We start from the raw sequence: 22,577 nt of genomic DNA on the forward strand, positions 1-22,577 counted from the left end.
TGCCCGCGGGGTTTCTCCGCCGAGGCCGAAATGACCATGACTTCCTCCCAGACCCCGGACGCGGTGGCCGCGTCCAAGGGCCCGAGCCGTTTCGAACTGATCGCGCTGCTGGCGTCGATGTTTGCGACCATCGCCTTTTCGATCGACGCCATGCTGCCGGCGCTGCCGCAGATCGGGCAAGAGCTGACGCCTGACGATATCAACCGGGCGCAGCTGGTGGTGACGAGCTTCGTGCTGGGGATGGGTGTGGGCACGCTGTTCACTGGTCCGCTGTCCGACACCTTTGGACGCAAGCCCGTAATCCTTGGCGGTATTGCGATTTACATCTGCGCCGCGTTTTTGGCGGCCAGCGCCGAGACGCTTGAATGGGTTCTGGCAGCGCGGATGCTTCAAGGTCTTGGCGCGGCCGGGCCTCGGGTCGTTGCGCTGGCCATCGTACGCGACCTTTATGCCGGACGCGGCATGGCGCAGATCATGTCGTTCGTGATGATGATTTTCACTCTCTTCCCGGCTCTCGCACCGAGCATTGGGACGCTGATCATCGGCCTTGCCGGCTGGCGCGGCGTGTTTCTGGCTTTTGTCGCCTTCGCCTCGCTGATCGCCTTTTGGATGACGCTGCGCCTGCCGGAGACGCTGCCGGCTGAGCGCCGGCGTCCGTTCCGAGCGGGTCCGCTGTGGGCCGCGGTCAAAGAGCTTCTGTCGCATCCGGTGGTGCGGATCTCGATCGGCGTTCAGGCCCTGTGCCAAGCGATGATGTTTTCGATGATCTCCTCGGTGCAGCAGATCTATGACGTAAGCTTTGATCAGGGGACCTATTTCCCGATCTGGTTTGGCGCCGCGGCGATCTTTGCCGCCTCGGCCAGCTTCGTGAACGCCCGGCTTGTGGGGCGTCTTGGGATGCGGCGTATCGTGACCTCGGTTCTGGCGGCGCAGATCGTGTTCTCGGGCATCGCGATCGTGGTGTTTGGCAGCGGCTTGACCGGATCGGCGGGCTTTGCGGTCTTCTACCTGTGGCAGATCACCGTGTTCTTTCAGATGGGTCTGACCATGGGCAATGTGAATGCCATAGCGATGGAGCCGGTGGGCCATATTGCTGGCATGGCCTCGTCGTTGATTGGCGCGATCTCGACCGTGCTGGCTGTGCTGATGGCCGTGCCCGTCGGGTTGATGTTCGATGGAACGCCGCTGCCGCTGGCCTGTGGCGTGTTCGTCGAGGTGAGCGTCGCGACGCTGCTTATGCTCAAGCTCAGAAAACTTGAGGTCAGCGCCTCTGCGTGATGCGCTGCGCGCCGGGTCCGCCAGATTGGTGGGCCGGTGGCCTCTCTTGTGGTCTCTCTTGGTCGGAGTTTGCAGCCTTGCGGTCGCGCAGCCTCCGGTTGCCAGTTTCCCGCGCTGTTCCGACAAAAGCGCTGATCATCCGAGCCCTTGTGCGCGATCCGGCCAGGCCTTCTCTTCATCGCCGGAGACGGTCCCAGCGCCCATTTTGAAACCCGCCATTTCGCGGGCGAGGTCCCTTGCGTGGCCGCGAAGCCGCAATCCCATTGCGGCCATTTCCTCGCTCAGCGCCGCGCTTTCCTGTGTCTGACTGTCAAGACGGGCGACGGCTTCGGACAGCGTCGACAGGCGTTCCGACTGGCTGCGCGCCTCGTCGCGGATCTCGGCGATCATATTGCTGACCGTGCTGACCGCCTCCACGATTGTCGAGAGTCGCCCGCCCGCTTCGTTCACGAGCTTGGCGCCTTCCGAGACCTGATCCTCGCTGTCGAGGATGAGCTTTTTCACGCCTGCGGCGGCTTCCGATGTGCGCTGTGCCAATTGGCGGACTTCGGAGGCGACGACCGCAAACCCCTTGCCACTTTCTCCAGCGCGGGCGGCCTCGACGCCGGCATTCAGCGCTAGAAGGTTTGTCTGGAAGGAAATGTCGTCGATCAGGTCGATGATTTTTCCGACCTCGGAGGAGCTTTGTTCGATCAACTGCATCGCCTCAATGGCGCGATGGGTGACCGTGCCGCCTTCTTCGGCGCTGTCGCGTGCAAGGCGTGCCTGCTCTGCGAGGTCCCCGGCACGCTGGGCGGTGCCGCGCAGCGCGCCGGTGACCTCGGCCATACCGCTGGCGGCACCGCTGAGTTCCAGCGCCTGCCGCTCGCTGCGAGTGGAAAGATCGCCGGTGACCTGTTCCAGCGCCCCGGCCTCCTCATCCACACCATCGGCGGTGCGACGGCTACTGCCCAACGCGCCCTGAAGCTGCCCGAGCGCCCGGTTGAAATCCCGGCGCAGGTCTTCGAACGCCCCCTCCATCGGCGTGTTGACAGCACAGTCAAGGTTGCGTTCCGCAAGGGCGTGCAAATGGCTGGAGAACTGCATGGCCATATCCTGCGTCTGGCGTGCGGCGTTTTCGGCGCGCTGCTGGGCCTCTGCCGCGCGGTGGCTTTCATCGGCAAGCCGCTCGGCGCTTTCCGCCAGATGCCGGCGACCGGCGTTGCGTTGCAGGATGGCCATGTTGAGGATGACCCCTTCCATCACCACGATGCCGCCGTGCAGCAGCACCCGCATCAGGTTTTCCACGAGATCGGTGGACGGAAAGACCAGGGCGGGCATCAGCAGCACGAGCCCGAGGTGCTGCACCGCGACCAAAGCGCAGCTGAAGACCAGCACACCGACGCGGCCGAGGATGGATATGCCGGCGAGCATGACGAAATACAGCATGTGCGTGTCGAGTTGCCACGGGTGCATCCGATAGGCGGCGGTGAGCACCATCACTTCGGCGACGACCGAGGCCGCGAGGACATAGTCCGTGAGACGGCTGCGAAACCGGAGCGAGGCCGCCGCCGCGAGCAGCAGGGCCAAAGAGACCAGCGTGCTGGGCATGTTTGGCCGATCAAGATAGAGATCGGTGACGGCATGAACCGGGAGCAGCATCGCGCCGAGAAGCAGCAGCAGCATCCGCTCCGATAGTGCCTGCACCCGGGACTGCAGCGTTTTGGTGAATGCGGCGATCATGCCCGCCCCCCACAGATTGCAGCCAAGGCTGCTGCGTCGCGTACCGCCCATGCGCCGAGCGCCATCAGCCGCGTCCGCGGCGGCGGGCCATCAAACCCGCCAAGGGCTCCAAAGGGGGCCGTGACCGGCCCAACGATCCGCCCCCCCGCCGCGAGGATCAGTGCCGCGGCACCTTGGCCCCATGGCGGCGCGATGACCAGAACCGGCCCGCCCGGTTCCAAAGCCGCCGCGCGGGCGGCCGCCGCTGGCCCGCCGAACACGGCAAAGCCACTGGCCAGAAGGCAGACCGCCAGCACAAAGGCCAGCAGCAAGGCGCTCATCAAATTCTCAACTTTCTGATCCATAACGCCTGCATAGACGGCGAAGGTTTGCGATTTCGCTAATTCCAACCGGCTCAAACCAGAAAAACGCGACATAACGGTATACGACTGCATACCATCCTTCCCTCACGCGGGGAAACGCGCTACATCCAACGAAGCCGACTCAGCCATCGAAAGGGACACCCATGTCGAAGATCAAGGTCGAGAACCCCATCGTCGAAATGGACGGGGACGAGATGACCCGGATCATCTGGGACTTCATCAAGAAGAAACTGATCCTGCCCTATCTGGACGTCGATCTGCTCTATTATGATCTGGGGATCGAAGAGCGGGACCGGACCGAAGACCAGATCACCATCGACGCGGCGGAAAAAACCAAAGAGATCGGCGTCGCGGTCAAATGCGCCACGATCACGCCCGACGAGGCGCGGGTCGAAGAGTTTGGCCTGAAGAAGATGTGGCGCTCGCCCAACGGCACGATCCGCAACATCCTCGGCGGCGTGGTGTTCCGCCAGCCGATCATCTGCCGCAATGTGCCGCGTCTGGTGCCCGGCTGGACCCGTCCCATCGTCATCGGCCGTCACGCCTTTGGCGATCAGTACAAAGCCACCGATTTCCACTTCCCCGGCGCGGGCACGCTGTCGATGAAGTTTGTCGGCGAAGATGGCACGGTGATCGAGAAAGAGGTGTTTCAGGCGCCCTCCGCCGGTGTCTATCAGGCGATGTACAACCTCGACGCCTCGATCATCGACTTCGCCCGCGCCTCGTTCAACTACGGTCTGATGATGGGCTGGCCGGTGTATCTGTCGACCAAGAACACCATCCTCAAGGCCTATGACGGGCGCTTCAAGGATCTCTTCCAGAAGGTGTTCGAAGAAGAATTCGAGGCGGAGTTCAAGAAAAAGAAAATCTGGTACGAGCACCGGCTGATCGACGACATGGTGGCCTGCGCCATGAAATGGAACGGCGGCTTTGTCTGGGCCTGCAAGAACTACGATGGCGACGTGCAATCCGACACGGTGGCGCAGGGCTTCGGCTCGCTCGGCCTGATGACCTCGCAGTTGATGACACCGGATGGCAAGATCGTCGAGGCCGAGGCGGCGCATGGCACGGTCACGCGCCACTATCGCCAGCATCAGGCGGGTCAGGCCACCTCGACCAACTCCATCGCCTCGATCTTCGCCTGGACCGGCGGCCTGAAGCACCGCGCCAAGCTCGATGCCAACGCGCAGTTGCTGACCTTCGCCGAAACGCTGGAGAAGGTGGTGGTGCAGACCGTGGAATCGGGCTGGATGACCAAGGACCTCGCGCTGCTTGTCGGGCCGGACCAGAAGTGGCTCACCACCATGGGCTTTCTCGAAAAGGTCGATGAGAACCTCAACAAGGCGCTTGCCGCGGCCTGAGACGCCACAAACTGATCCCACCGAAGCGGGCCCTGCGGGCCCGTTTCTTGTTTGGGAGGTTTGTGAAGGCGGCAGGGCACGGGAAACATTTGACCGCGGCGGCATGGTGCACGACCATCAGCGCATTGCATCAAGCCATTTTCCCTGGAGGTTACATGCCCCTTCGTGCCCTTCTTTGCGCCTGTCTGCTGACCCTGCCCGCCCTGCCCGTTCACGCCGCTTGGACCCTCGGTCAAGGCAATGGCTCGGCGGCCATGAGCCAGAACGCCGGTGCCGTGAAGATCACCTTTTTCTGCACCCGCAGCCGTCCGGACCGCCTGCAGGTAAGTTTCGATCCGTGGCGCGGCGCACCGCCGCCCAGCGTGATGCTGTGGATCGAACTGCCCGACGGGCGCACGGACCGGCAACCAATGGACTTCATGGCCGCAGACCGCGCCGCGAGCTTTACGCTCATGACCTCATCTCTGGTGCTCGGGAATCTGCAGCAGGCCGCGTCTTTGAGCTTCACCGAGGGTGGCCGGGAAATCGCCCGCACCGATGCCAAGGGCACGGGGGCGTTCCGGCTCGCGGTTCAAGAGCACTGCCACTTCTAGGCTGCATTTGCCGAAGTCGCGTTGAAACTTCGGGCAGTTGGCCTGCGCCATGCTGCGGCGCAGCGATCATCCCTTGACCTCGGCGGCAAAGGTCAGCATTGCTGCCCCATGATCCTCTTAGATAGCCCCCCTCCCGATCGCCATACGCTGTGGGAAGACGTCCATGGCATTCTCGTCGGCACCACGCTCGTTGCGCTGGGGATCCAGTTCCTGCGCGCCTCTGGCCTGTTCACCGGGCAGATCGCCGGTCTGGCTCTCGTGCTTGGCGAGCCCACCGGCCTGCGCTTTGGTCTGCTGTTCTTCTTGCTCAACGCCCCCTTCTACATCCTTGCGGTAAAACAACTGGGCTGGCGGTTCACCATCAAGAGTTTCATTTCCGTGGCGCTGATGTCGAGCATGGTCGACCTGATGCCGCTGGCGATCGACATCCAGATCGCGCCGCCGCTGGCCGCCGCGCTTTTCGGGGTCTGCGCCGGGTTGGGCCTGCTGTCGCTCTTCCGCCACGGCGCCACCCTTGGCGGCGTCGGGATCGTCGCGCTGTGGCTGCAGGACACGCGCGGCATCAAGGCGGGCTGGATCCAGCTTGGCTTCGATCTTCTGGTCTTCGCGCTGGCGGCGCTGTTCTTTGCGCCGATGCAGGTGCTGTGGTCGCTCGTCGGCGCGATCATCCTCAATGCGCTGATCACCATCAACCACCGGCGCGACCGCTATATCGCGCGCTCCTGACGCCCGGCATTCGGGCTGGCATCCGGCCCCCGGGGATGGCACTCAGGACGGCAAAAGACTTGCCCCGGGGCCTACGCATGCGCGCATCTTCACTGTTCTGTAAATACGCCGGTGCGACGCCGGTCTCGCCGCGACATATCGGCCCTTCTGAGAACCAAAGAGGCGCTGCGACATGCCCGCGCTGATGCTGCAGGGCACCGGCTCGAACGTCGGCAAGTCGATGCTGGTGGCCGGCCTGTGCCGCGCCGCGCGCCGCCGGGGGCTCAGCGTCGCCCCGTTCAAGCCGCAGAACATGTCGAACAACGCCGCGGTCACCGCCGACGGTGGCGAGATTGGCCGCGCGCAGGCGCTGCAGGCGCGGGCCTGCGGGCTCGTACCGCGCACAGACATGAACCCGGTGCTGCTCAAACCCGAGACGGATGTCGGCGCGCAGGTGGTGCTGCAGGGCCAGCGGATCGCCACCACGCAGGCGCGCGACTACGCCGGACTGCGGCCACGGCTGATGCGCGCGGTGCTGGAAAGTTTCGAGCGGCTGAAAGCGGCGCATGATCTGGTGCTGGTCGAAGGGGCCGGCAGCCCCGCCGAGATCAACCTGCGCCCGCGCGACATCGCCAACATGGGCTTTGCCCGCGCTGCCGATGTGCCGGTCGTGCTGGCCGGAGACATCGATCGCGGCGGGGTCATCGCGCAAATCGTTGGCACGCAAGCAGTCATGGACGCCGGTGATGCCGCGATGGTCCGCGGCTTTCTGATCAACAAGTTCCGCGGTGATCCGACCCTGTTTGACGATGGCTACCGGATGATCGCCGAACATACCGGCTGGCCCGGCTTTGGCGTGCTGCCATGGTTCCGCGATGCGCATCTGTTGCCCGCCGAAGACGCGCTCGACCTGCCCCGCAGGTCGCGCGACGCCGGCCTCAAGGTGGTCTGTCTCGCGCTGTCGCGGATCGCCAATTTCGACGACCTCGATCCGCTGGCGCAAGAGCCGGGCGTGTCGCTGTCGATGCTCGGCCCCGGCCAGCCGATCCCGGGCGATACGGATCTGGTGATCCTGCCGGGGACCAAATCCACCCGTGGCGATCTCGCCTTCCTGCGGGCGCAGGGCTGGGATGTGGATCTTGCGGCGCATGCGCGGCGCGGCGGGCATGTTCTGGGGATTTGTGGCGGCTACCAGATGCTCGGGCGCAGCGTGTCCGACCCGGACGGGATCGAGGGGCCCGCCGGAACCGACGCGGGCCTCGGGCTGCTGGCGGTCGACACGGTGATGTCCGCAGAAAAGCGCCTGACCCATGTCCGCGCCACCCATGCCGAAAGCGGCCTGCCGCTCGACGGCTACGAGATCCACATCGGCCGGACCGAGGGCGCGGATTGCGCGCGGCCCTTCGCGCAGATCGAGGGGGTGTTCGACGGCGCCATCTCCGAGGATGGTCGGGTCACTGGCAGCTATCTGCATGGCCTGTTCGCCGACGATGCCTTCCGCAGCCACTGGCTTGCGGGCCTCGGTGTGGCGCGCAGTGATCTGCGCTTCGAGGCCAAGGTGGACGCCGTGCTCGACGCGCTCGCTGACCACATGGAGCGGCATCTCGACGTCGAGGCGCTCTTGGCGCTGGCCCGGTAGCGCGGCAGCAAACCGGGCCCTTATTTCTGAGATGACCCCAAAAGAGAACGCCCCCCGATTACCCGGAGGGCGCTGAAACCTTCGGCGAAAGCGCCTTACGCCTGCGCCACGGCCCGCTTGGTCAGAACGCCAATGAGATGCGCGCGGTAGGCCGCCGACCCATGAAGATCGGTCATCAGCCCGTCCGCCGGAACCGCCAGCCCGTCCAGCGCCGAGGCTGAGAAATCGCCCGACAGAGCCGTTTCGGCGTCGGTCCAGCGGAACACGCCCTCTTCCGACGCGCCGGTCACCGCGACGCGCACACCGTCGGCGAACTTCGCCACGAAGACCCCGACCAGCGCAAAGCGCGAGGCGGGCTGCTCGAACTTGATGTAGGCCGCCTTCTCGGGGATCGGGAATTTCACCGCGGTGATGATCTCACCCTCGTCCAGCGCCGTGGTGAACATGCCTTGGAAATAGTCGTCCGCCGCGATCTCGCGCGTGTTGGTCACAACGGTCGCACCAGAGGCCAGCGCCGCCGCCGGGTAGCAGGCCGCCGGGTCGTTGTTGGCGAGGCTGCCGCCAGCGGTGCCGCGGTTGCGCACCGCCGGATCGCCGATATTGCCCGCCATTGCGGCCAGCGCCGGATAGCTCGACGCGGCCTCGCGCGCCACGCTGGCATGGGTGGCACCGCCGCCGACCGTCAGCACGCCGCCCTCGCTGGATACGCCCTTTATCTCTTCGATGCCCGCAAGGCTCACCAGAACCGAAGGCATGGCAAGGCGCTGTTTGAGCGACGGGATCAGCGTCTGTCCGCCTCCCAGCGCCTGCGCCTCTTCCTCGCCGAGCGCCGCCAGCGCATCGGCCAGCGTGCCGGGTTTCACAACGTCGAAGCTGTACATCGTCATCCTCCTGCGAAAAGGGTGCGGAGCCCTGCCCCTATCCCTTTCATCTTTCGCCAAATACTCACTCTCCCCGGCGCGAGATGCAAGCATCTGCGCCGGGAAATTCCGCCAAGCGCAGCGTCAGCCCTGCATGGCCTGCCAGACCCGGTGCGGAGACAGCGGCATATCGATATGCGCCACCTTGTGCCCGGCGGTGTTCAGCGCATCCAGCACCGCATTGACGACGGCCGGCGGAGAGCCAATGGCCCCGGCCTCGCCGCAGCCCTTCACCCCAAGCGGGTTGTGGGTGCAGGGCGTGGCGCAGCTGTGATCGACCATGTAGAACGGCACATCGGCAGCCCGCGGCATGGCATAATCCATGTAGCTGGCCGAGAGCAGCTGCCCGTCTTCGTCGTAGACACAGCCTTCCAGCAGCGCCTGACCGATGCCCTGCGCCAGACCGCCGTGCACCTGCCCCTCGACGATCATCGGGTTCACCACATTGCCGAAATCGTCCGCGGCGGCGAAGCGTTCGATGGTCACACGGCCGGTCTCGGGGTCGACCTCCACCTCGCAGGCATAGGCGCCAGCGGGATAGGTGAAGTTCGCCGGATCGTAAAAGGCGGTCTCTTCCAGCCCCGGCTCGATCTCGGTGAGCGGGTAGTTGTGCGGCACATAGGCCGCCAGCGTGACATCGCCCCAGGCGACCGACTTGTCGGTGCCGGCGACGGTGAATTGCCCGTCCTTGAGCTCGATATCGCCTTCCGAAGCCTCCATCAGATGAGCCGCGATCTTCTTGGCCTTGTTGATGATCTTCTCGGTGGCGCGGACCATGGCCGAGCCGCAGACCGCCAAGGAGCGCGAGCCATAGGTCCCCATACCGAAGGGGATCTTCGAGGTGTCGCCATGCACGATGTCGATCATGCTCTCGTCGATGCCCAGCATGTCGGCCACCACCTGCGGGAAGGCGGTCTCATGCCCCTGACCATGGCTGTGCGCGCCAACCATCACCGAGATCGAGCCGGTGGCGTTCACCCGCACCGTCGCGGCATCGTAGAGTCCGGCGCGCGCACCAAGCTGGCCCACGAGGTTCGACGGCGCGATGCCGCAGGCCTCGATGTAGCAGTTCACCCCAAGGCCGCGCAGCTTGCCGGCCTTCTCGCTCTCGGCGCGGCGGGCGGCGAAACCGGGGATGTCGATCATCTCTTCCAGCTTGTCCATCGTCGCGACGTAATCGCCGGTGTCGTATTCCACCGCCACCGGGGTGGCATAGGGGAAGCTGTCGATGAAGTTCTGCCGCCGTAGCTTGATCGGGTCCACGCCCAGTTCCCGCGCCGCCTTGTCGACAAGCCGTTCAAGCTGGAAGGTCGCCTCGGGCCGACCCGCGCCGCGGTAGGCGTCGACCGGCACGGTGTTGGTGAAGACCGCCCTGACGTTCACCTGAATCGCCGGGGTCTTGTAGTTGCCGGCCATCAGCGTGCCGTGCAGCCATGTGGGTACGGAACTTGAGAAGGTCGACAGATACGCCCCCATATTGGCCAGCGTGTCGGTGCGCAGCCCGATGAAGTTGTTCTCGGCGTCCAGCGCCAGTTCGATCTTCGTCACGTGGTCGCGGCCATGGGCGTCGGACATGAAGGCCTCGGAACGGGTCGAGGTCCATTTCACCGGCCGGTTGATCTGCCGCGCCGCGAAGGTGACGAAGGCCTCTTCGGCGTAATGAAAGATCTTGGTGCCGAAACCGCCGCCCACGTCGGGCGCGACCACCCGCAGCTTGTGCTCGGGGATGCCCAGCACGAAGGCGCCCATCAGCAGGCGGATCACATGCGGGTTCTGCGAGGTGGTGTAGAGCGTGCTCTCATCATTGGCGCGGTTGTACTCGCCAAGCGCCACGCGCGGCTCCATCGGGTTGGCGACCAGCCGGTTGTTGACCAGCTCCAGCGTGGTGACATGGGCCGCGTCGGCAAAGGCTTGGTCCACCGCCTCCTGATCCGAGCCGAACTGCCAGTCGTAGCAGAGGTTGTCCGCCAGATCGTCGTGCACCTTGGCCGAACCGCTCTCCAGCGCCGCCTTCATGTCGACCACCGCCGGAAGGTCTTCGATCTCTACCTCGATGGCCTCGGCCGCATCGCGCGCCTGATCCAGCGTGTCGGCGATCACCGCGCAGATCGGATCGCCCACGTGCCGCACCTTGCCCTGCGCCAGCACCGGGTGCGCCGGTTCCTTCATCGGCTCGCCGTGCTTGTCGGTCACCTGCCAGCCGCAGGGCAGCCCGCCGATGCCTTCGAAATCCTTGCCGCTGAAGATGCGCACCACGCCGGGCATCGCCTCGGCGGCGCTGGTTTCGATCGAGGTGATCTTGCCATGCGCCACGTCCGAGCGCAGGAAATGGCAGTAAGCCTGCCCGTAGGTGTTGATGTCGTCGGTGTACTGACCTGCGCCGGTCAGAAAGCGCACGTCCTCGCGCCGCTTCTGCGACGCGCCGATACCATGATCCTTCGGCATGGGGTCTCCTCCCTGATATGCCGGCGGGCCTGCCCGGGCTGTCTGTCGCGCCCGGCCCGCCTAGAACTCTCCATCCGGCGCTCTTTGCTTCGGCCGGTCCTCCCGTCACCGATGGCGGTCTCCCCTCCGCCTCCGGTCCGTCAAAAGCGCCGCTCAGCGCCTTTCATCTTTCCCAAAATACTCACAGCCGAACGCCTCCAAACGTCCCGCCGGTATTATTTCGCCCGCGTCACTCCGCCGCGATGCTGCTCACGTCCTGACCGCTGGCGGCCATGATCGCCTTGACGATGTTATGATAGCCGGTGCAGCGGCAGATGTTGCCCTCAAGATAGTGCCGGATCTCGGCCTCAGTGGGGCTGGGGTTTTCCTTCAGCAGCGAGGCGGCGGCCATCACCATGCCCGGCGTGCAAAAGCCGCACTGCAGGCCGTGGTGGTCCTGAAACGCCTGCTGGATCACGTTCAGAGACCCGTCGGCATTCGCCTGCCCTTCGATCGTGCCGACCTCTGCGCCGTCGCATTCGGCGGCGAAGATGGTGCAGCCCTTCACGTTCTCGCCGTCGACGTGGATCGTGCAGGCGCCGCACTGCGAGGTGTCGCAGCCCACATGGGTGCCCGTCAGGTGCAGCTCGTCGCGCAGGAACTCGGTCATCAGCATATTGCCCCTGACCTCCTTGCTGACGGATTTGCCGTTCACCGTCATCGTTACCTTGGTCATACGTACCCTCCCTGGGATGACTGTTCGGTTGTCGGTTGGCGTCACTCTGGCACGGGCGTCAGCCCGAGACCATCCGTTTGAACCAGCCTTTCTTCTTGCCCTCTTCCGCAGCGTCGCCCTCGGCTTCGGGGGCCGCGTCGGGATCGGCCGGCCCTTCGACCGCGTCCTGCAGGTTGGTGAAGAACTGGTCGGCCATCTTCTTGGCGAAACCATCGATGATCCGGCTGCCCAGCTGCGCCAGCTTGCCGCCGACCTTGGCGTCGACGTGATAGGTCAGCTCGGTGCCCTCATCGACCTGCTTGAAGCTGACGTCAGCGCCGCCCTTGGCAAAGCCCGCGGCGCCGCCCTTGCCCTCGCCCGACAGTGTCAGGCTCTCCGGCTCGTTCATGTTCGACAGGGTCACGGTGCCCTTGAAGGTCGCCTTCACCGGGCCGACCTTCTGCACCACAGTGGCCTCGTACCCGTCTTCGGGCGTGCCGCTTAGCTCGGTGCAGCCCGGCACGCATTCCTTCAGCACCTCGGGGCTCAGGATCGCCGCCCAGACCACCTCACGCGGGGCCTTGATCACGCGGGAATCGTTCATCTGCATGGCTCAAATCCTTCTTCGGGTGCGCCCAGCTTACCAGCCCGTGCCGGGGCGCCTATTAGACCATCGGCTGAGGCGCGGCGCAGTGCGCGCGCGCGTGCCTTTCAGGCGCAGAGGATTGCGCCGATGGCGGCGCTGCGCAACCCCCCGTTCGCAGCAGGCCCCGGCGTAACCCTCGCCGCGGCGCAGAGAAAGTGGCCTGCGGGCACCCGCAGCGGTCTTGCGAGGGAAAACCGTTGACCCGGCGGAAGCGCCGCACGACAACATCGCCATGAGCCAGACATTCGACCGATCCGCCCTCTACGCCCTTGCCCGCAGCCTGCTGGAACGCGGCGGCCTGCCCGCCGACAAAGCCGCCACCGTCGCCGAGCTGCTGATCCAGACCGACGAGATCGGCGTCACCACCCATGGCATCTCGATGGTGTCCTACTATCTGCCCGAGCTTGCCAAGGGGCTGATGAGCGCCGAAGGCACGCATGAGGTGCTGGCCGACAACAAGGTCACGCTGCTTTGGGACGGCAACTACCTGCCCGGCCATTGGGTGATGACGCAGGCGCTCGAGACCTGCATGGCGCGCGCCGCCGACTACGGCATGGCGGCCATGGCGATCCGACGCAGCCACCACATTGGCTGCCTTTCGGCGCTGACCCGCATCGCCGCCGACAAGGGCTACATGTGCTATATCGCCACCTCTGATCCCTCGGGCGAATGGGTGGCGCCCTATGGCGGCTGCGAGCCGCTGCTGACCCCCAACCCTTGGGCGGTGGGCTATCCGGGCCGCGATCATCCGGTGCTCATCGACACCTGCGCCTCGATCACCACGCTGTCGAAAGTGCGCGAGCACATCAATTCCGGCACCGAGTTCGCACATCCGTGGATGCTCGATGGTGCGGGCCACGCGACCACCGATCCCACCGTGATCAACCAGACGCCCAAGGGATCAATCCTGCCGGTGGGCGGTGTTGACCACGGCCATAAGGGGTTTGCCATGGGGCTGATGGTCGAGATGCTGACGCAGGCGCTGGCCGGGCATGGCCGGGTCGAGGCGCCCACGCGCTGGGGCGCCAATGTCTTTCTGCAGATCATCGACCCCGAGGCCTTTGGCGGGCGCGAGGCCTTCATCGCGCAGGTCGAGCATCTCAACGCCGCCTGCCGCGCCAGCAGGCCCGTCGATCACGCCCGCCCGGTCCGCATCCCCGGCGACCGTGCCGCCAGCGCCGCAACCCGGTCGAAGACCGAAGGCATCGCCCTGCCCGACGAAGTGCTCACCCGCATCCGTGCCTGCGCCGCCGAGGCCGGGCTGGCCTTCCCCGCGCCGCGCTGACCGCTAACGGCGCGGCGGGATGGCGTAGGTCAGCGAGGCATGGGCGACCGGATCGCCCGAGCCTTCGCTGTAGAGCAGCACGTCGGTCACGCTCAGGCTGCGCCCCAGCTTCAGCAGCCGGGCCTCGGCCAGCAGGTCGCACCCGGCCTCGGGCTTGCGCATGAAATCGATGGAACAATGGGTGGTGACGGTCAGCGCCTGCCGCCCGATCCGCGCCAGCGTCGCCACATAGGCCGCCACATCGGCCAGAGCGAACATCGACGGGCCCGAGACCGTGCCGCCGGGGCGCAGATGCTGATCGCCGGTCAGCAGCCGCATCACCAGCATCTCCTCGTCCATCCGGTCGATGCCGAACATCCCCTCGACCTGCGGAAACACCTCGGACAGGTAGCCCGTCATCTCCGGTATGGTGAACTGCAGCGTCATGCGACCTCCCGCCTCTTTCGCCCTGCACCCTCGCTGGCTAGGCTGCCCGCGAGGATGGAGGAGGACAAGATGGCAATTCTGGAACGTCACGACACCGGGCCGGTCGCGCATTTGCGGCTGAATGCGCCCGAAAGGCTCAACCCGCTATCGGACGAGATGCTGGCGGCGCTGCAGGCACAGATCGACGCGCTGGCGCAGGATCGCGCTGTCCGCGCCGTGGTGATCTCGGGCGCGGGCAAGGTGTTCTGCGCCGGGCATGACCTGCGCGAGATGCAGGCGGCGCGTCAGGCCGAAGACAAGGGTGCGGCCTATTTTGCCGATCTCTTCGCCCGCTGCGCCAAGGTGATGACCGGGCTGACCCTCCTGCCCCAGCCGGTGATCGCGCAGGTGCATGGCATCGCCGCCGCCGCCGGCTGCCAGCTGGTAGCCAGTTGCGACATGGCGGTGGCCGCCGAGGATGCGCGTTTCGCCGTCAACGGGGTCAACATCGGGCTCTTCTGCGCAACGCCGATGGTGGCGCTGACCCGCAACCTGCCCCGCAAGCAGGCGTTCGAGATGCTGACCACGGGCCGTTTCATCGACGCCGAAGAGGCGCTGGCCATGGGGCTGGTCAACCGCGTGGTGCCGGTCGAAGACCTGCCCGCCGCCGCGCAATTACTGGCCGAAACGGTGGCGGCAAAGCTGCCGCAAGCGGTGAAGATCGGCAAGGAGGCCTTCTACGCCCAAGCCGAGCTGCCACTGGAGCAGGCCTATGCGCTGGCCGGAGAGGTGATGGTGGAAAACATGCTCGAACGCGACACCAGCGAGGGCATCGCGGCGTTTCTCGACAAGAGAAAACCTGACTGGAGCGTGTGAGCCGCTGGCGGAAAGCCGCTGATCCCGGGCGCTTACCTGGAACTCATGCGGCGGAGCCGCGCGTTCTCTGCGTATACCTCCGCACCACGTTCAGGAGAGCACTATGTTGCGTACCCTCACTTTCGCGGCCCTGTCGGCCGCCGCTCTGACCACACCGATGGCCGCATCAGCCGCCCCCAAGGGCTGTCCGCCGGGCCTTGCCAAGAAAAACGCCGCCTGCATGCCACCGGGCCAATACAAGAAGCAGGCCCCTGTGCGCCATGACGGGGAGCGCGACCGAGACCGCGGCGAGATCCGCATTCACCGGTTCGACCGCGGCGACCGCATCCGCGACGGCTATGTCCGCCTCGACGATCCGCGCCGCTATGATCTCGATCCACGCCGCACCTATTACAACGTCGACGACTATATCTACCGGGTCGACCCCGACACCGGCGCCGTGCTCGACATCATCGGCGGCATCGCGCAACTCGCGCGCTGAGCCTCCGCAGGGGGGCGCTGCCCCCCTTCCCCCCGGGATATTTCCGTCTAGACGAAGAAAGGACCGGCGCCCCTTTCCGAGCCCGGTCCTTCTTCTCTTTTCAAATACGCGCTGGCGCGCCGCAGAAGCCGCGCCACGCGGCTTATTCCGCGGCCACCTTGCCGCCGGGCTTCAACATCGGCTTGAGATAATGCCCGGTGTGCGAGCGCCCAACCTCGGCCACGTCCTCGGGCGTGCCGGTCGCGACGATCTCGCCGCCGCCGTCCCCGCCCTCGGGGCCGATGTCGATGATGTGGTCGGCAGTCTTGATGACGTCGAGGTTGTGCTCGATCACCACCACAGTATTGCCCTGCTCGACCAGTTCGTGCAGCACTTCCAGCAGTTTGCGGACGTCCTCGAAATGCAGGCCGGTGGTCGGCTCATCGAGGATGTAGAGCGTGCGCCCGGTGGAGCGTTTCGCCAGTTCCTTCGACAGTTTCACCCGCTGCGCCTCGCCGCCCGAAAGCGTCGTCGCCTGCTGGCCGACCTTCACATAGCTCAGGCCGACTCGCATCAGCGCGTCCATCTTCTCGCGGATCGAGGGCACCGACTGGAAGAACTTCTGCGCCTCTTCCACAGTCATATCAAGCACATCGGCGATGCTCTTGCCCTTGAACTTGATCTCCAGCGTCTCGCGGTTGTAGCGCTGGCCCTTACAGGTCTCGCATTCGACGTAGACGTCCGGCAGAAAGTGCATCTCGATCTTGATGACGCCGTCGCCCTGACAGGCCTCGCAGCGCCCACCCTTCACATTGAAGCTGAAGCGGCCCGGCTTGTAGCCGCGCGCCTTGGCCTCGGGGAGCCCCGCGAACCAGTCACGGATCGGGGTGAAGGCGCCGGTGTAGGTGGCCGGGTTCGAGCGCGGCGTGCGGCCGATCGGGCGCTGGTCGATGTCGATGACCTTGTCGAGATACTCAAAGCCCTTGATCGTCTCGCAGGGCGACGGCGTTTCCCGCGCACCGTTGAGCCGCATGGCGGCGTTCTTGTAGAGCGTTTCGATGGTCAGCGTCGACTTGCCGCCGCCCGACACGCCGGTGACGCAGACGAATTTGCCCAGCGGAAATTCGGCGTCGATGCCCTTGAGGTTGTTGCCGGTGGCCTTGACCACCTTGAGCGTCTTGCCGTTGCCCTTGCGCCGTTCCGTCGGCACGGCGATCTCGCGCGTGCCTGCAAGATACTGGCCGGTGAGGCTGGCGGCATCGTCGGCGATCATCGGCGGCGTGCCGTGGCTGACCACATTGCCGCCGTGCACCCCGGCACCGGGGCCGATGTCAAAGACGTAATCGGCCTGACGGATCATATCCTCGTCATGCTCGACCACGATCACCGTGTTGCCCTGATCGCGCAGCGATTTCAGCGTGCCGATGAGCCGGTCGTTGTCGCGCTGGTGCAGGCCGATCGACGGCTCGTCGAGCACGTAGAGCACGCCGGTCAGCCCCGAGCCGATCTGCGAGGCCAGCCGGATGCGCTGGCTTTCACCGCCCGACAGCGTGCCGGCGGCGCGCGACATGGTCAGATAGTCGAGGCCGACGTTGTTCAGAAAACCAAGCCGCTCGCGGATCTCTTTCAGGATGGCGCGGGCGATCTCGTTCTTCTGGCCCGAGAGCGCGGCGGGGACGGTCTCGATCCACTCATGCGCTTCGCGGATCGATTTCTCGACCACATGGCCGATGTGCAGCAAATTGTCCTGTCCAGCCTTGCCATCGCCGATCTTCACTGCCAGCGCCTCGGGGCGCAGGCGATAGCCGCCGCAGCTGCCGCAGGGGCGATTGTTCTGATAGCGCTCGAACTCCTCGCGCACCCAGGCGCTGTCGGTCTCGCGGTAGCGGCGCTGCATGTTGGGGATGACGCCCTCGAAGGCGCGGCTCACCTGATAGACGCGGCCGCCCTCGTCGTAGCGGAACGGGATCTCTTCCTTGCCCGACCCGTAGAGGAACACGTCCTGCACCTTCTTCGGCAGGTCCTTCCAGCGGGCATTCTTGTCAAAGCCGTAATGCTTGGCGATCGACTCGATGGTCTGCAGGAAATACGGCGATTTGCCTTTGCGCCACGGCGCGATGGCGCCGTCGGCGACCTTCAGCGTGATGTCGGGCACCACGAGGTTCTCGTCGAAGAACAGCTCCACCCCAAGGCCGTCGCAGTCCGGGCAGGCACCGACAGGCGCGTTGAAGGAGAACAGGCGCGGTTCGATCTCGGAGATGGTGAAGCCGCTGACCGGGCAGGAGAAGTTCTCCGAGAAGGTGATCCGCTCGGGATCGCCCTCGCCGTCGCGCGGCGCGGTTTCCAGCACGGCGATGCCGGAGGCGAGATCGAGCGCGGTGCGGAAACTGTCGGCCAGCCGCGTTTCCAGCCCCTCGCGCACGACGATGCGGTCGACCACCACGTCGATGTCATGGCGGAACTTCTTGTCGAGGGTCGGCGGCTCATCCAATTCGTAGAACGCGCCGTCCACCTTCACTCGCTGAAAGCCCTGCTTGCGCAGCTCGAGGAATTCCTTGCGGTACTCGCCCTTGCGGTCGCGGATGATCGGCGCCAGCAGGTAGCCGCGGGTGCCCTCCTCCAGCGCCATGACGCGGTCGACCATGTCCTGCACCTGCTGCGCCTCGATGGGCAGGCCGGTGGCCGGGCTGTAGGGCGTGCCGACGCGGGCAAAAAGCAGGCGCAGATAGTCGTAGATCTCGGTGACCGTGCCGACGGTCGAGCGCGGGTTTTTCGAGGTGGTCTTCTGCTCGATGGAAATCGCCGGCGACAGGCCCGCGATGTGATCGACATCGGGCTTTTCCATCATGTCGAGGAACTGCCGCGCATAGGCCGACAGGCTCTCGACATAGCGGCGTTGGCCCTCGGCGTAGATCGTGTCGAAGGCCAACGAGGACTTGCCCGAGCCCGACAGACCGGTGATGACCACCAGCTCGTCGCGCGGGATATCCACGTCGATGTTCTTGAGGTTGTGCTCGCGCGCGCCGCGAACTTCGATCTGCTTGAGCTCTGGCATGAAGACCCTCGGGAAAGGAACGCCCCTACACATAGGGGAAACGCCCCGGATCGCAATGGCCGAAAGAGAACTTTTGCAGAACAGAGGCGGGACGCCTGTCGCTTTTCACTTTAGAGCACCGGCGCGGCGCGCGGAAGCAACTCTCTTCTCGGAGAGTTGCAAAAGCCCTTGCCGCAGTCTGCAGTGCTTAGCGGTAGCGCAGAGAGATGCCCTCGGCGAAGAGATGCACCTTGTCAGAGGCCGCCGTCAGCCCGACGTCATTGCCGCGCAGGCCCTGATGGATGCCCGGAAGCTTGGCGATCACCGGCTCCTTGGCGCCTTCGGTGGGCTCGAAATGCAGCAGCGTCACCTCGCCGAGCGCCTCGGTCAGCGCGACCTTGCCGTGAAAGCTCGCCTCGCCCTCGGCGATGGTGAAATCCTCGGGGCGGATGCCGACGTTCACCTTCGCCCCTCTGTCCGCCTCGGTCGTCGGCACCTCGGAGATGACGGTGCCGCCGCCCTGCAGCGCGACGGTGGTGCGCGCGCCTGTCGCGGTCACCTCTCCGGCCAGCATGTTCATCGCTGGCGAGCCGATGAACTGCGCCACGAACTCGCTGTTGGGCGTCTCGTAGAGCTCCAGCGGCGAGCCGACCTGCGCGACGCCCTTGTTGGCCAGCACCACGATGCGGTCGGCCAGCGTCATCGCCTCGACCTGATCGTGGGTGACGTAAATCATCGTGCGGTCGGGCATGGCCTCCTTGAGTTGCGCGATCTCGATCCGCGTGGCCACGCGCAGCGCCGCGTCGAGGTTCGAGAGCGGCTCGTCGAAGAGATAGACCTTGGGGTCGCGCACGATGGCACGGCCGATGGCGACACGCTGGCGCTGGCCGCCCGACAGCGCCTTGGGCAGCCGGTCGAGATAGGGTTCAAGCTGCAGCATTTTGGCGGCGCGCTCCACTGACGCGGCGATTTCCTCCTTGCTCTTCTTAGCGATCTGCAAGGCGAAGGACATGTTGTCGCGCACCGTCATGTGCGGATAAAGCGCGTAGCTTTGGAACACCATGGCGATGCCGCGCTGCGCGGGGGGCACGTCGTTGACCAGCTGCCCGTCGATTTCCAGCGTGCCGGCGGTGATCCTTTCCAGCCCCGCGATCATCCGCAGCAGCGTGGACTTACCGCAGCCCGAGGGGCCGACGAAGACGATGAGCTCGCCCGCCTTGATGTCGAGGTCGATGTCCTTCAGCACCTCAACGGTGCCGCCGTAGGTCTTGCCGACACCGGCCAGTTTCAGATCCGCCATGGTTTCCGCTCCCGCCTTGTTCTCATTGCCTGCCGATCACATCCGCAACGCCAGCGCGGGCTGCCACGGCCCGAGATGAAACTTGCCGTCGGGTGCCGTGCCGGTTGACCCCAGTTCGACCCCCACCTGCTGCCAGTTTCCCGCCGGAGCGTCGATCGCCGCCGGATCGCGGCCGATGTTGAACGCGCAGAACAGCTCTTCTTTCTCGTCGACCCGGTGGAAGCTGAGCACGTGGCCCTGCGCTTTCAGGTCGGTGATCTCTCCCTTGCGCAGCGCCGAGTGGGCGTGCCGGAAGGCGATGGCGCGGCGGTAATGGTGCAGGATTGCCGCCGGGTCGCGCTCTTGGTCGGCGACCGTCATCCGCAGGTGCTCATGGCTCACCGGCAGCCATGGCTGGCCCTCGGAAAAGCCGCCGTGGTGCGCGTTCGGCTCCCAGACCATCGGCGTGCGGCAGCCGTCGCGCCCCTTGAACGCGGGCCAGAAGCGGATGCCGTAGGGATCCTGCAGATCCTCGAACGCCAGCACCGCCTCGGGCAGCGCCAGTTCCTCGCCCTGATAGATGCAGGCCGAGCCGCGCAGGCACATCATCAGCGTGTTGTAGGCGCGCGCGCCGCCGTCGCCAATGCCCCAGCGGGTGACATGGCGCACCACGTCGTGGTTGGAGAACGCCCAGCAGGCCCAGCCATCGCTGGCCACCTCGTGGACCTTGTCCATAACATCCTTCACGTAGGCCGCAGACGGCGGCTTGTCGGAAAGCAGCTCGAAGGCATAGGACATCTGCAGGTGCGCGTTGCCCGAGGTGTATTCGCCCAGAACCTCCAGCCCGCGCAGGTCCTCGCCGATCTCGCCCACGGCGGCGGCGTTGTAGCGGTCCATCAGCTTGCGCAGCTTGGCGAGAAACTCGAGGTTCTCGGGCTGGGTCTTGTCGTAGAGGTGCTCTTGCCACGTGTAGGGGTTCACCGCCGGCGCGGTGATCGGGTTCCGGCGCTCGGGTGGCAGCGGCGGGTTGTCGCGCAACTCGGCGTCATGGGTGTAGAAATTCACCGTATCGAGGCGGAAGCCATTGACCCCGCGATCCAGCCAGAACTGTGCGGTCTCAAGCAGCGCCTTCTGCACGTCCGGCTCGTGGAAGTTGAGGTCGGGCTGCGAGGTCAGGAAGTTGTGCAGGTAATACTGGCAGCGCACGGTATCCCATTGCCACGCCGAGCCGCCGAAGATCGACAGCCAGTTGTTGGGCGGCGTGCCGTCGGGCTTGGCGTCGGCCCAGACGTACCAGTTGGCGCGCGGGTTGTCCTTGGAACTGCGGCTTTCCTCGAACCAAGGGTGCTGGTCGGAACTGTGCGACATCACCAGATCGATCAGCACCTTCAGGCCAAGCTGATGCGCCGTCTCGATCAGCGTGTCGAAATCCGCAAGGCTGCCGAACATCGGGTCGACGTCGCAATAATCGCTGACGTCATAGCCGAAGTCCTTCATCGGCGAGCGGAAGAAGGGCGAGATCCACACCGCATCCACCCCCATCGAGGCAATATGCGGCAAGCGCCGCGAGATGCCGAGAAGATCGCCGATGCCGTCGCCGTTACTGTCCTGAAAGCTGCGCGGGTAGACCTGATAGATCACCGCGCCGCGCCACCAGTCGCGGTCTTCGGTCGAGGGCACGGGAAGGTTTGTCGTCTTGCTCATACCATGGACTTTCGATCACTTGACGGAGCCGGCCAGCAGGCCGCGCACCAGATATTTCTGCATCGCGAAGAACACGAGCAGCGGCACCACGATCGACACGAAGGCCGATGTGGCAAGAATTTCCCATTGCCCGCCGCGCGAGCCCATGAGGTTGACCAGCCGCGCGGTCAGCACCAGCCGGTCGTCGTCGGTGCCGAGAAAGACCAAGGCCACCAGCAGGTCGTTCCACGTCCAGAGGAACTGGAAGATGGCGAAGCTGGCCAGCGCCGGGAACGACAGCGGCAGCACGATCTTGGTGAAGATCTGGAAGTCCGAGGCACCGTCGACGCGGGCGTTCTCGATGATGTCTTTGGGCAGGCCGACCATGTAGTTGCGCAGCAGGTAGATGGCGAGCGGCAGGCCAAAGCCGGTGTGTGCCAGCCAGACGCCCAGATAGCCCTTGCCGATGCCGATATTGTTGTGCAGCTGCAGCAGGGGGATCAGCGCAAGCTGCAGCGGCACCACCAGCAGCGCCACCACCGCCGCCACCAGCAGCGCCCGACCGGGAAATTCCATCCACGCCAGCGCATAGGCGGCAAAGGCGGCCACAAGGATCGGGATCACCGTCGCCGGGATCGACACCGTCAGCGTGTTGAGGAACGCCTGCCCCACGCCCGCGCCCGCCGTGGTGCCGAACAGAACGTTGCTGTAGTTCTCCAGCGTGAACTCCGGCGGCGTGGTGGCGGTGCTGAACACCCGCGGCAGACGCTCTCCCTCAAAACTCTGCGGCGCGCTGAGACGGAAGTCGCCCGATTGCGCCACGGTCAGTTGCCAGTCATCGTCAAGATCGACCGTCGCGCCCGGCTCATAGGCCTCGGGTTCGCGCGACGAGGTGCCCCACGCCGACAGCGTGGTTTCGGCGGTGCCGAAGAGATTGCCGTCAATGACATAAAGATCGCCGTCCTGCGCCTCCTCGCCCTCGATGCGGATCGCCGGAAGCTGGCCCTTCTGGGCAGAGAAGGCCGACCACCAGCCCGAGTTGCTGATCTGCTCGGCGGTGCGGAACGACGACACCAGCAGACCGACCGTCGGGAACAACCACAGTGCCACCAGCAGCGCCACCGAGATATGCACCGCCCATGTCAGGTGGGATTTGTGCCCTGCGATATTGTCCATCTCGCCGCCCTCCC

Annotated in this window: 19 protein-coding genes; 8 read left to right on the forward strand and 11 right to left on the reverse strand. The window is 65.4% G+C overall.

Annotated features, from left to right (window positions below):
• The first annotated feature begins 36 nt into the window (after positions 1–36).
• A complete protein-coding gene (locus ACXAJT_RS01350) occupies positions 37–1,278 on the forward strand; it encodes a multidrug effflux MFS transporter (protein ID WP_475232754.1) in 1,242 nt (413 codons plus the stop codon).
• 135 nt (positions 1,279–1,413) lie between these two features.
• Here ACXAJT_RS01350 and ACXAJT_RS01355 read toward each other — a convergent pair whose 3' ends face one another.
• Both ACXAJT_RS01355 and ACXAJT_RS01360 read right to left on the reverse strand, forming a co-directional pair.
• Positions 1,414–3,000, reverse strand: coding sequence for a methyl-accepting chemotaxis protein (locus tag ACXAJT_RS01355; RefSeq protein WP_475232168.1), 1,587 nt, complete (start codon positions 2,998–3,000; stop codon positions 1,414–1,416).
• Entirely contained in the window at positions 2,997–3,434 is a 438-nt protein-coding gene (locus tag ACXAJT_RS01360; RefSeq protein ID WP_475232170.1) for a hypothetical protein, read from the reverse strand. Before ACXAJT_RS01360 ends, ACXAJT_RS01355 begins: the two co-directional genes overlap by 4 nt.
• A gap of 71 nt (positions 3,435–3,505) precedes the next feature.
• Between ACXAJT_RS01360 and ACXAJT_RS01365 the strand changes: the two genes are divergently transcribed.
• From ACXAJT_RS01365 to ACXAJT_RS01380, 4 genes are all read left to right on the forward strand, one after another.
• Entirely contained in the window at positions 3,506–4,723 is a 1,218-nt protein-coding gene (locus ACXAJT_RS01365; RefSeq protein WP_475232173.1) for an NADP-dependent isocitrate dehydrogenase, read from the forward strand.
• A 155-nt stretch (positions 4,724–4,878) separates the two neighbouring features.
• On the forward strand, positions 4,879–5,316 hold the full coding sequence (locus ACXAJT_RS01370) for a hypothetical protein (RefSeq protein ID WP_475232175.1): 438 nt from the start codon (positions 4,879–4,881) through the stop codon (positions 5,314–5,316).
• Positions 5,317–5,424: 108 nt separating this feature from the next.
• Positions 5,425–6,042 (forward strand): YitT family protein, encoded by a 618-nt coding sequence (locus ACXAJT_RS01375; RefSeq protein WP_475232177.1) that lies wholly within the window; start codon positions 5,425–5,427, stop codon positions 6,040–6,042.
• 172 nt (positions 6,043–6,214) lie between these two features.
• Positions 6,215–7,660, forward strand: coding sequence for a cobyric acid synthase (locus ACXAJT_RS01380; protein ID WP_475232179.1), 1,446 nt, complete (start codon positions 6,215–6,217; stop codon positions 7,658–7,660).
• 95 nt (positions 7,661–7,755) lie between these two features.
• Here ACXAJT_RS01380 and ACXAJT_RS01385 read toward each other — a convergent pair whose 3' ends face one another.
• From ACXAJT_RS01385 to ACXAJT_RS01400, 4 genes are all read right to left on the reverse strand, one after another.
• Entirely contained in the window at positions 7,756–8,541 is a 786-nt protein-coding gene (locus ACXAJT_RS01385) for an FAD binding domain-containing protein (RefSeq protein ID WP_475232182.1), read from the reverse strand.
• Between the two features lie 123 nt (positions 8,542–8,664).
• A complete protein-coding gene (locus ACXAJT_RS01390; protein WP_475232185.1) occupies positions 8,665–11,025 on the reverse strand; it encodes a xanthine dehydrogenase family protein molybdopterin-binding subunit in 2,361 nt (786 codons plus the stop codon).
• 229 nt (positions 11,026–11,254) lie between these two features.
• On the reverse strand, positions 11,255–11,740 hold the full coding sequence (locus ACXAJT_RS01395) for a (2Fe-2S)-binding protein (protein ID WP_475232187.1): 486 nt from the start codon (positions 11,738–11,740) through the stop codon (positions 11,255–11,257).
• Between the two features lie 58 nt (positions 11,741–11,798).
• A complete protein-coding gene (locus ACXAJT_RS01400; protein WP_475232189.1) occupies positions 11,799–12,329 on the reverse strand; it encodes a CoxG family protein in 531 nt (176 codons plus the stop codon).
• A 268-nt stretch (positions 12,330–12,597) separates the two neighbouring features.
• Between ACXAJT_RS01400 and ACXAJT_RS01405 the strand changes: the two genes are divergently transcribed.
• Positions 12,598–13,650: an Ldh family oxidoreductase gene (locus ACXAJT_RS01405; RefSeq protein ID WP_475232191.1), complete on the forward strand. Its 1,053-nt coding sequence runs from the start codon at positions 12,598–12,600 to the stop codon at positions 13,648–13,650.
• A 3-nt stretch (positions 13,651–13,653) separates the two neighbouring features.
• Here the strand turns inward: ACXAJT_RS01405 and ACXAJT_RS01410 are convergent, their stop codons facing one another.
• Positions 13,654–14,076, reverse strand: a complete 423-nt coding sequence (locus ACXAJT_RS01410) for a PaaI family thioesterase (protein ID WP_475232194.1) — start codon at positions 14,074–14,076, stop codon at positions 13,654–13,656.
• A gap of 54 nt (positions 14,077–14,130) precedes the next feature.
• Here ACXAJT_RS01410 and ACXAJT_RS01415 point away from each other — a divergent pair, with 54 nt between their 5' ends.
• Positions 14,131–14,931 (forward strand): enoyl-CoA hydratase, encoded by an 801-nt coding sequence (locus tag ACXAJT_RS01415; protein WP_475232196.1) that lies wholly within the window; start codon positions 14,131–14,133, stop codon positions 14,929–14,931.
• 103 nt (positions 14,932–15,034) lie between these two features.
• Positions 15,035–15,412, forward strand: a complete 378-nt coding sequence (locus ACXAJT_RS01420) for an excinuclease ABC subunit A (protein WP_475232199.1) — start codon at positions 15,035–15,037, stop codon at positions 15,410–15,412.
• A gap of 142 nt (positions 15,413–15,554) precedes the next feature.
• On the opposite strand, the gene uvrA is transcribed toward ACXAJT_RS01420, so the two are convergent.
• The 4 genes from uvrA to ACXAJT_RS01440 form a co-directional block, all read right to left on the reverse strand.
• Positions 15,555–18,446, reverse strand: a complete 2,892-nt coding sequence (gene uvrA, locus ACXAJT_RS01425) for an excinuclease ABC subunit UvrA (protein WP_475232201.1) — start codon at positions 18,444–18,446, stop codon at positions 15,555–15,557.
• Between the two features lie 187 nt (positions 18,447–18,633).
• Positions 18,634–19,725, reverse strand: coding sequence for an ABC transporter ATP-binding protein (locus ACXAJT_RS01430; RefSeq protein WP_475232203.1), 1,092 nt, complete (start codon positions 19,723–19,725; stop codon positions 18,634–18,636).
• A gap of 36 nt (positions 19,726–19,761) precedes the next feature.
• The gene (locus tag ACXAJT_RS01435; RefSeq protein WP_475232206.1) at positions 19,762–21,408 is read right to left on the reverse strand and encodes an alpha-amylase family glycosyl hydrolase; all 1,647 of its coding nucleotides are present in this window, start codon (positions 21,406–21,408) and stop codon (positions 19,762–19,764) included.
• Between the two features lie 15 nt (positions 21,409–21,423).
• Positions 21,424–22,563, reverse strand: a complete 1,140-nt coding sequence (locus ACXAJT_RS01440; RefSeq protein ID WP_475232208.1) for a carbohydrate ABC transporter permease — start codon at positions 22,561–22,563, stop codon at positions 21,424–21,426.
• Positions 22,564–22,577: the final 14 nt, after the last annotated feature.

This window comes from Salipiger sp. ABF4_146 (assembly GCF_056161345.1).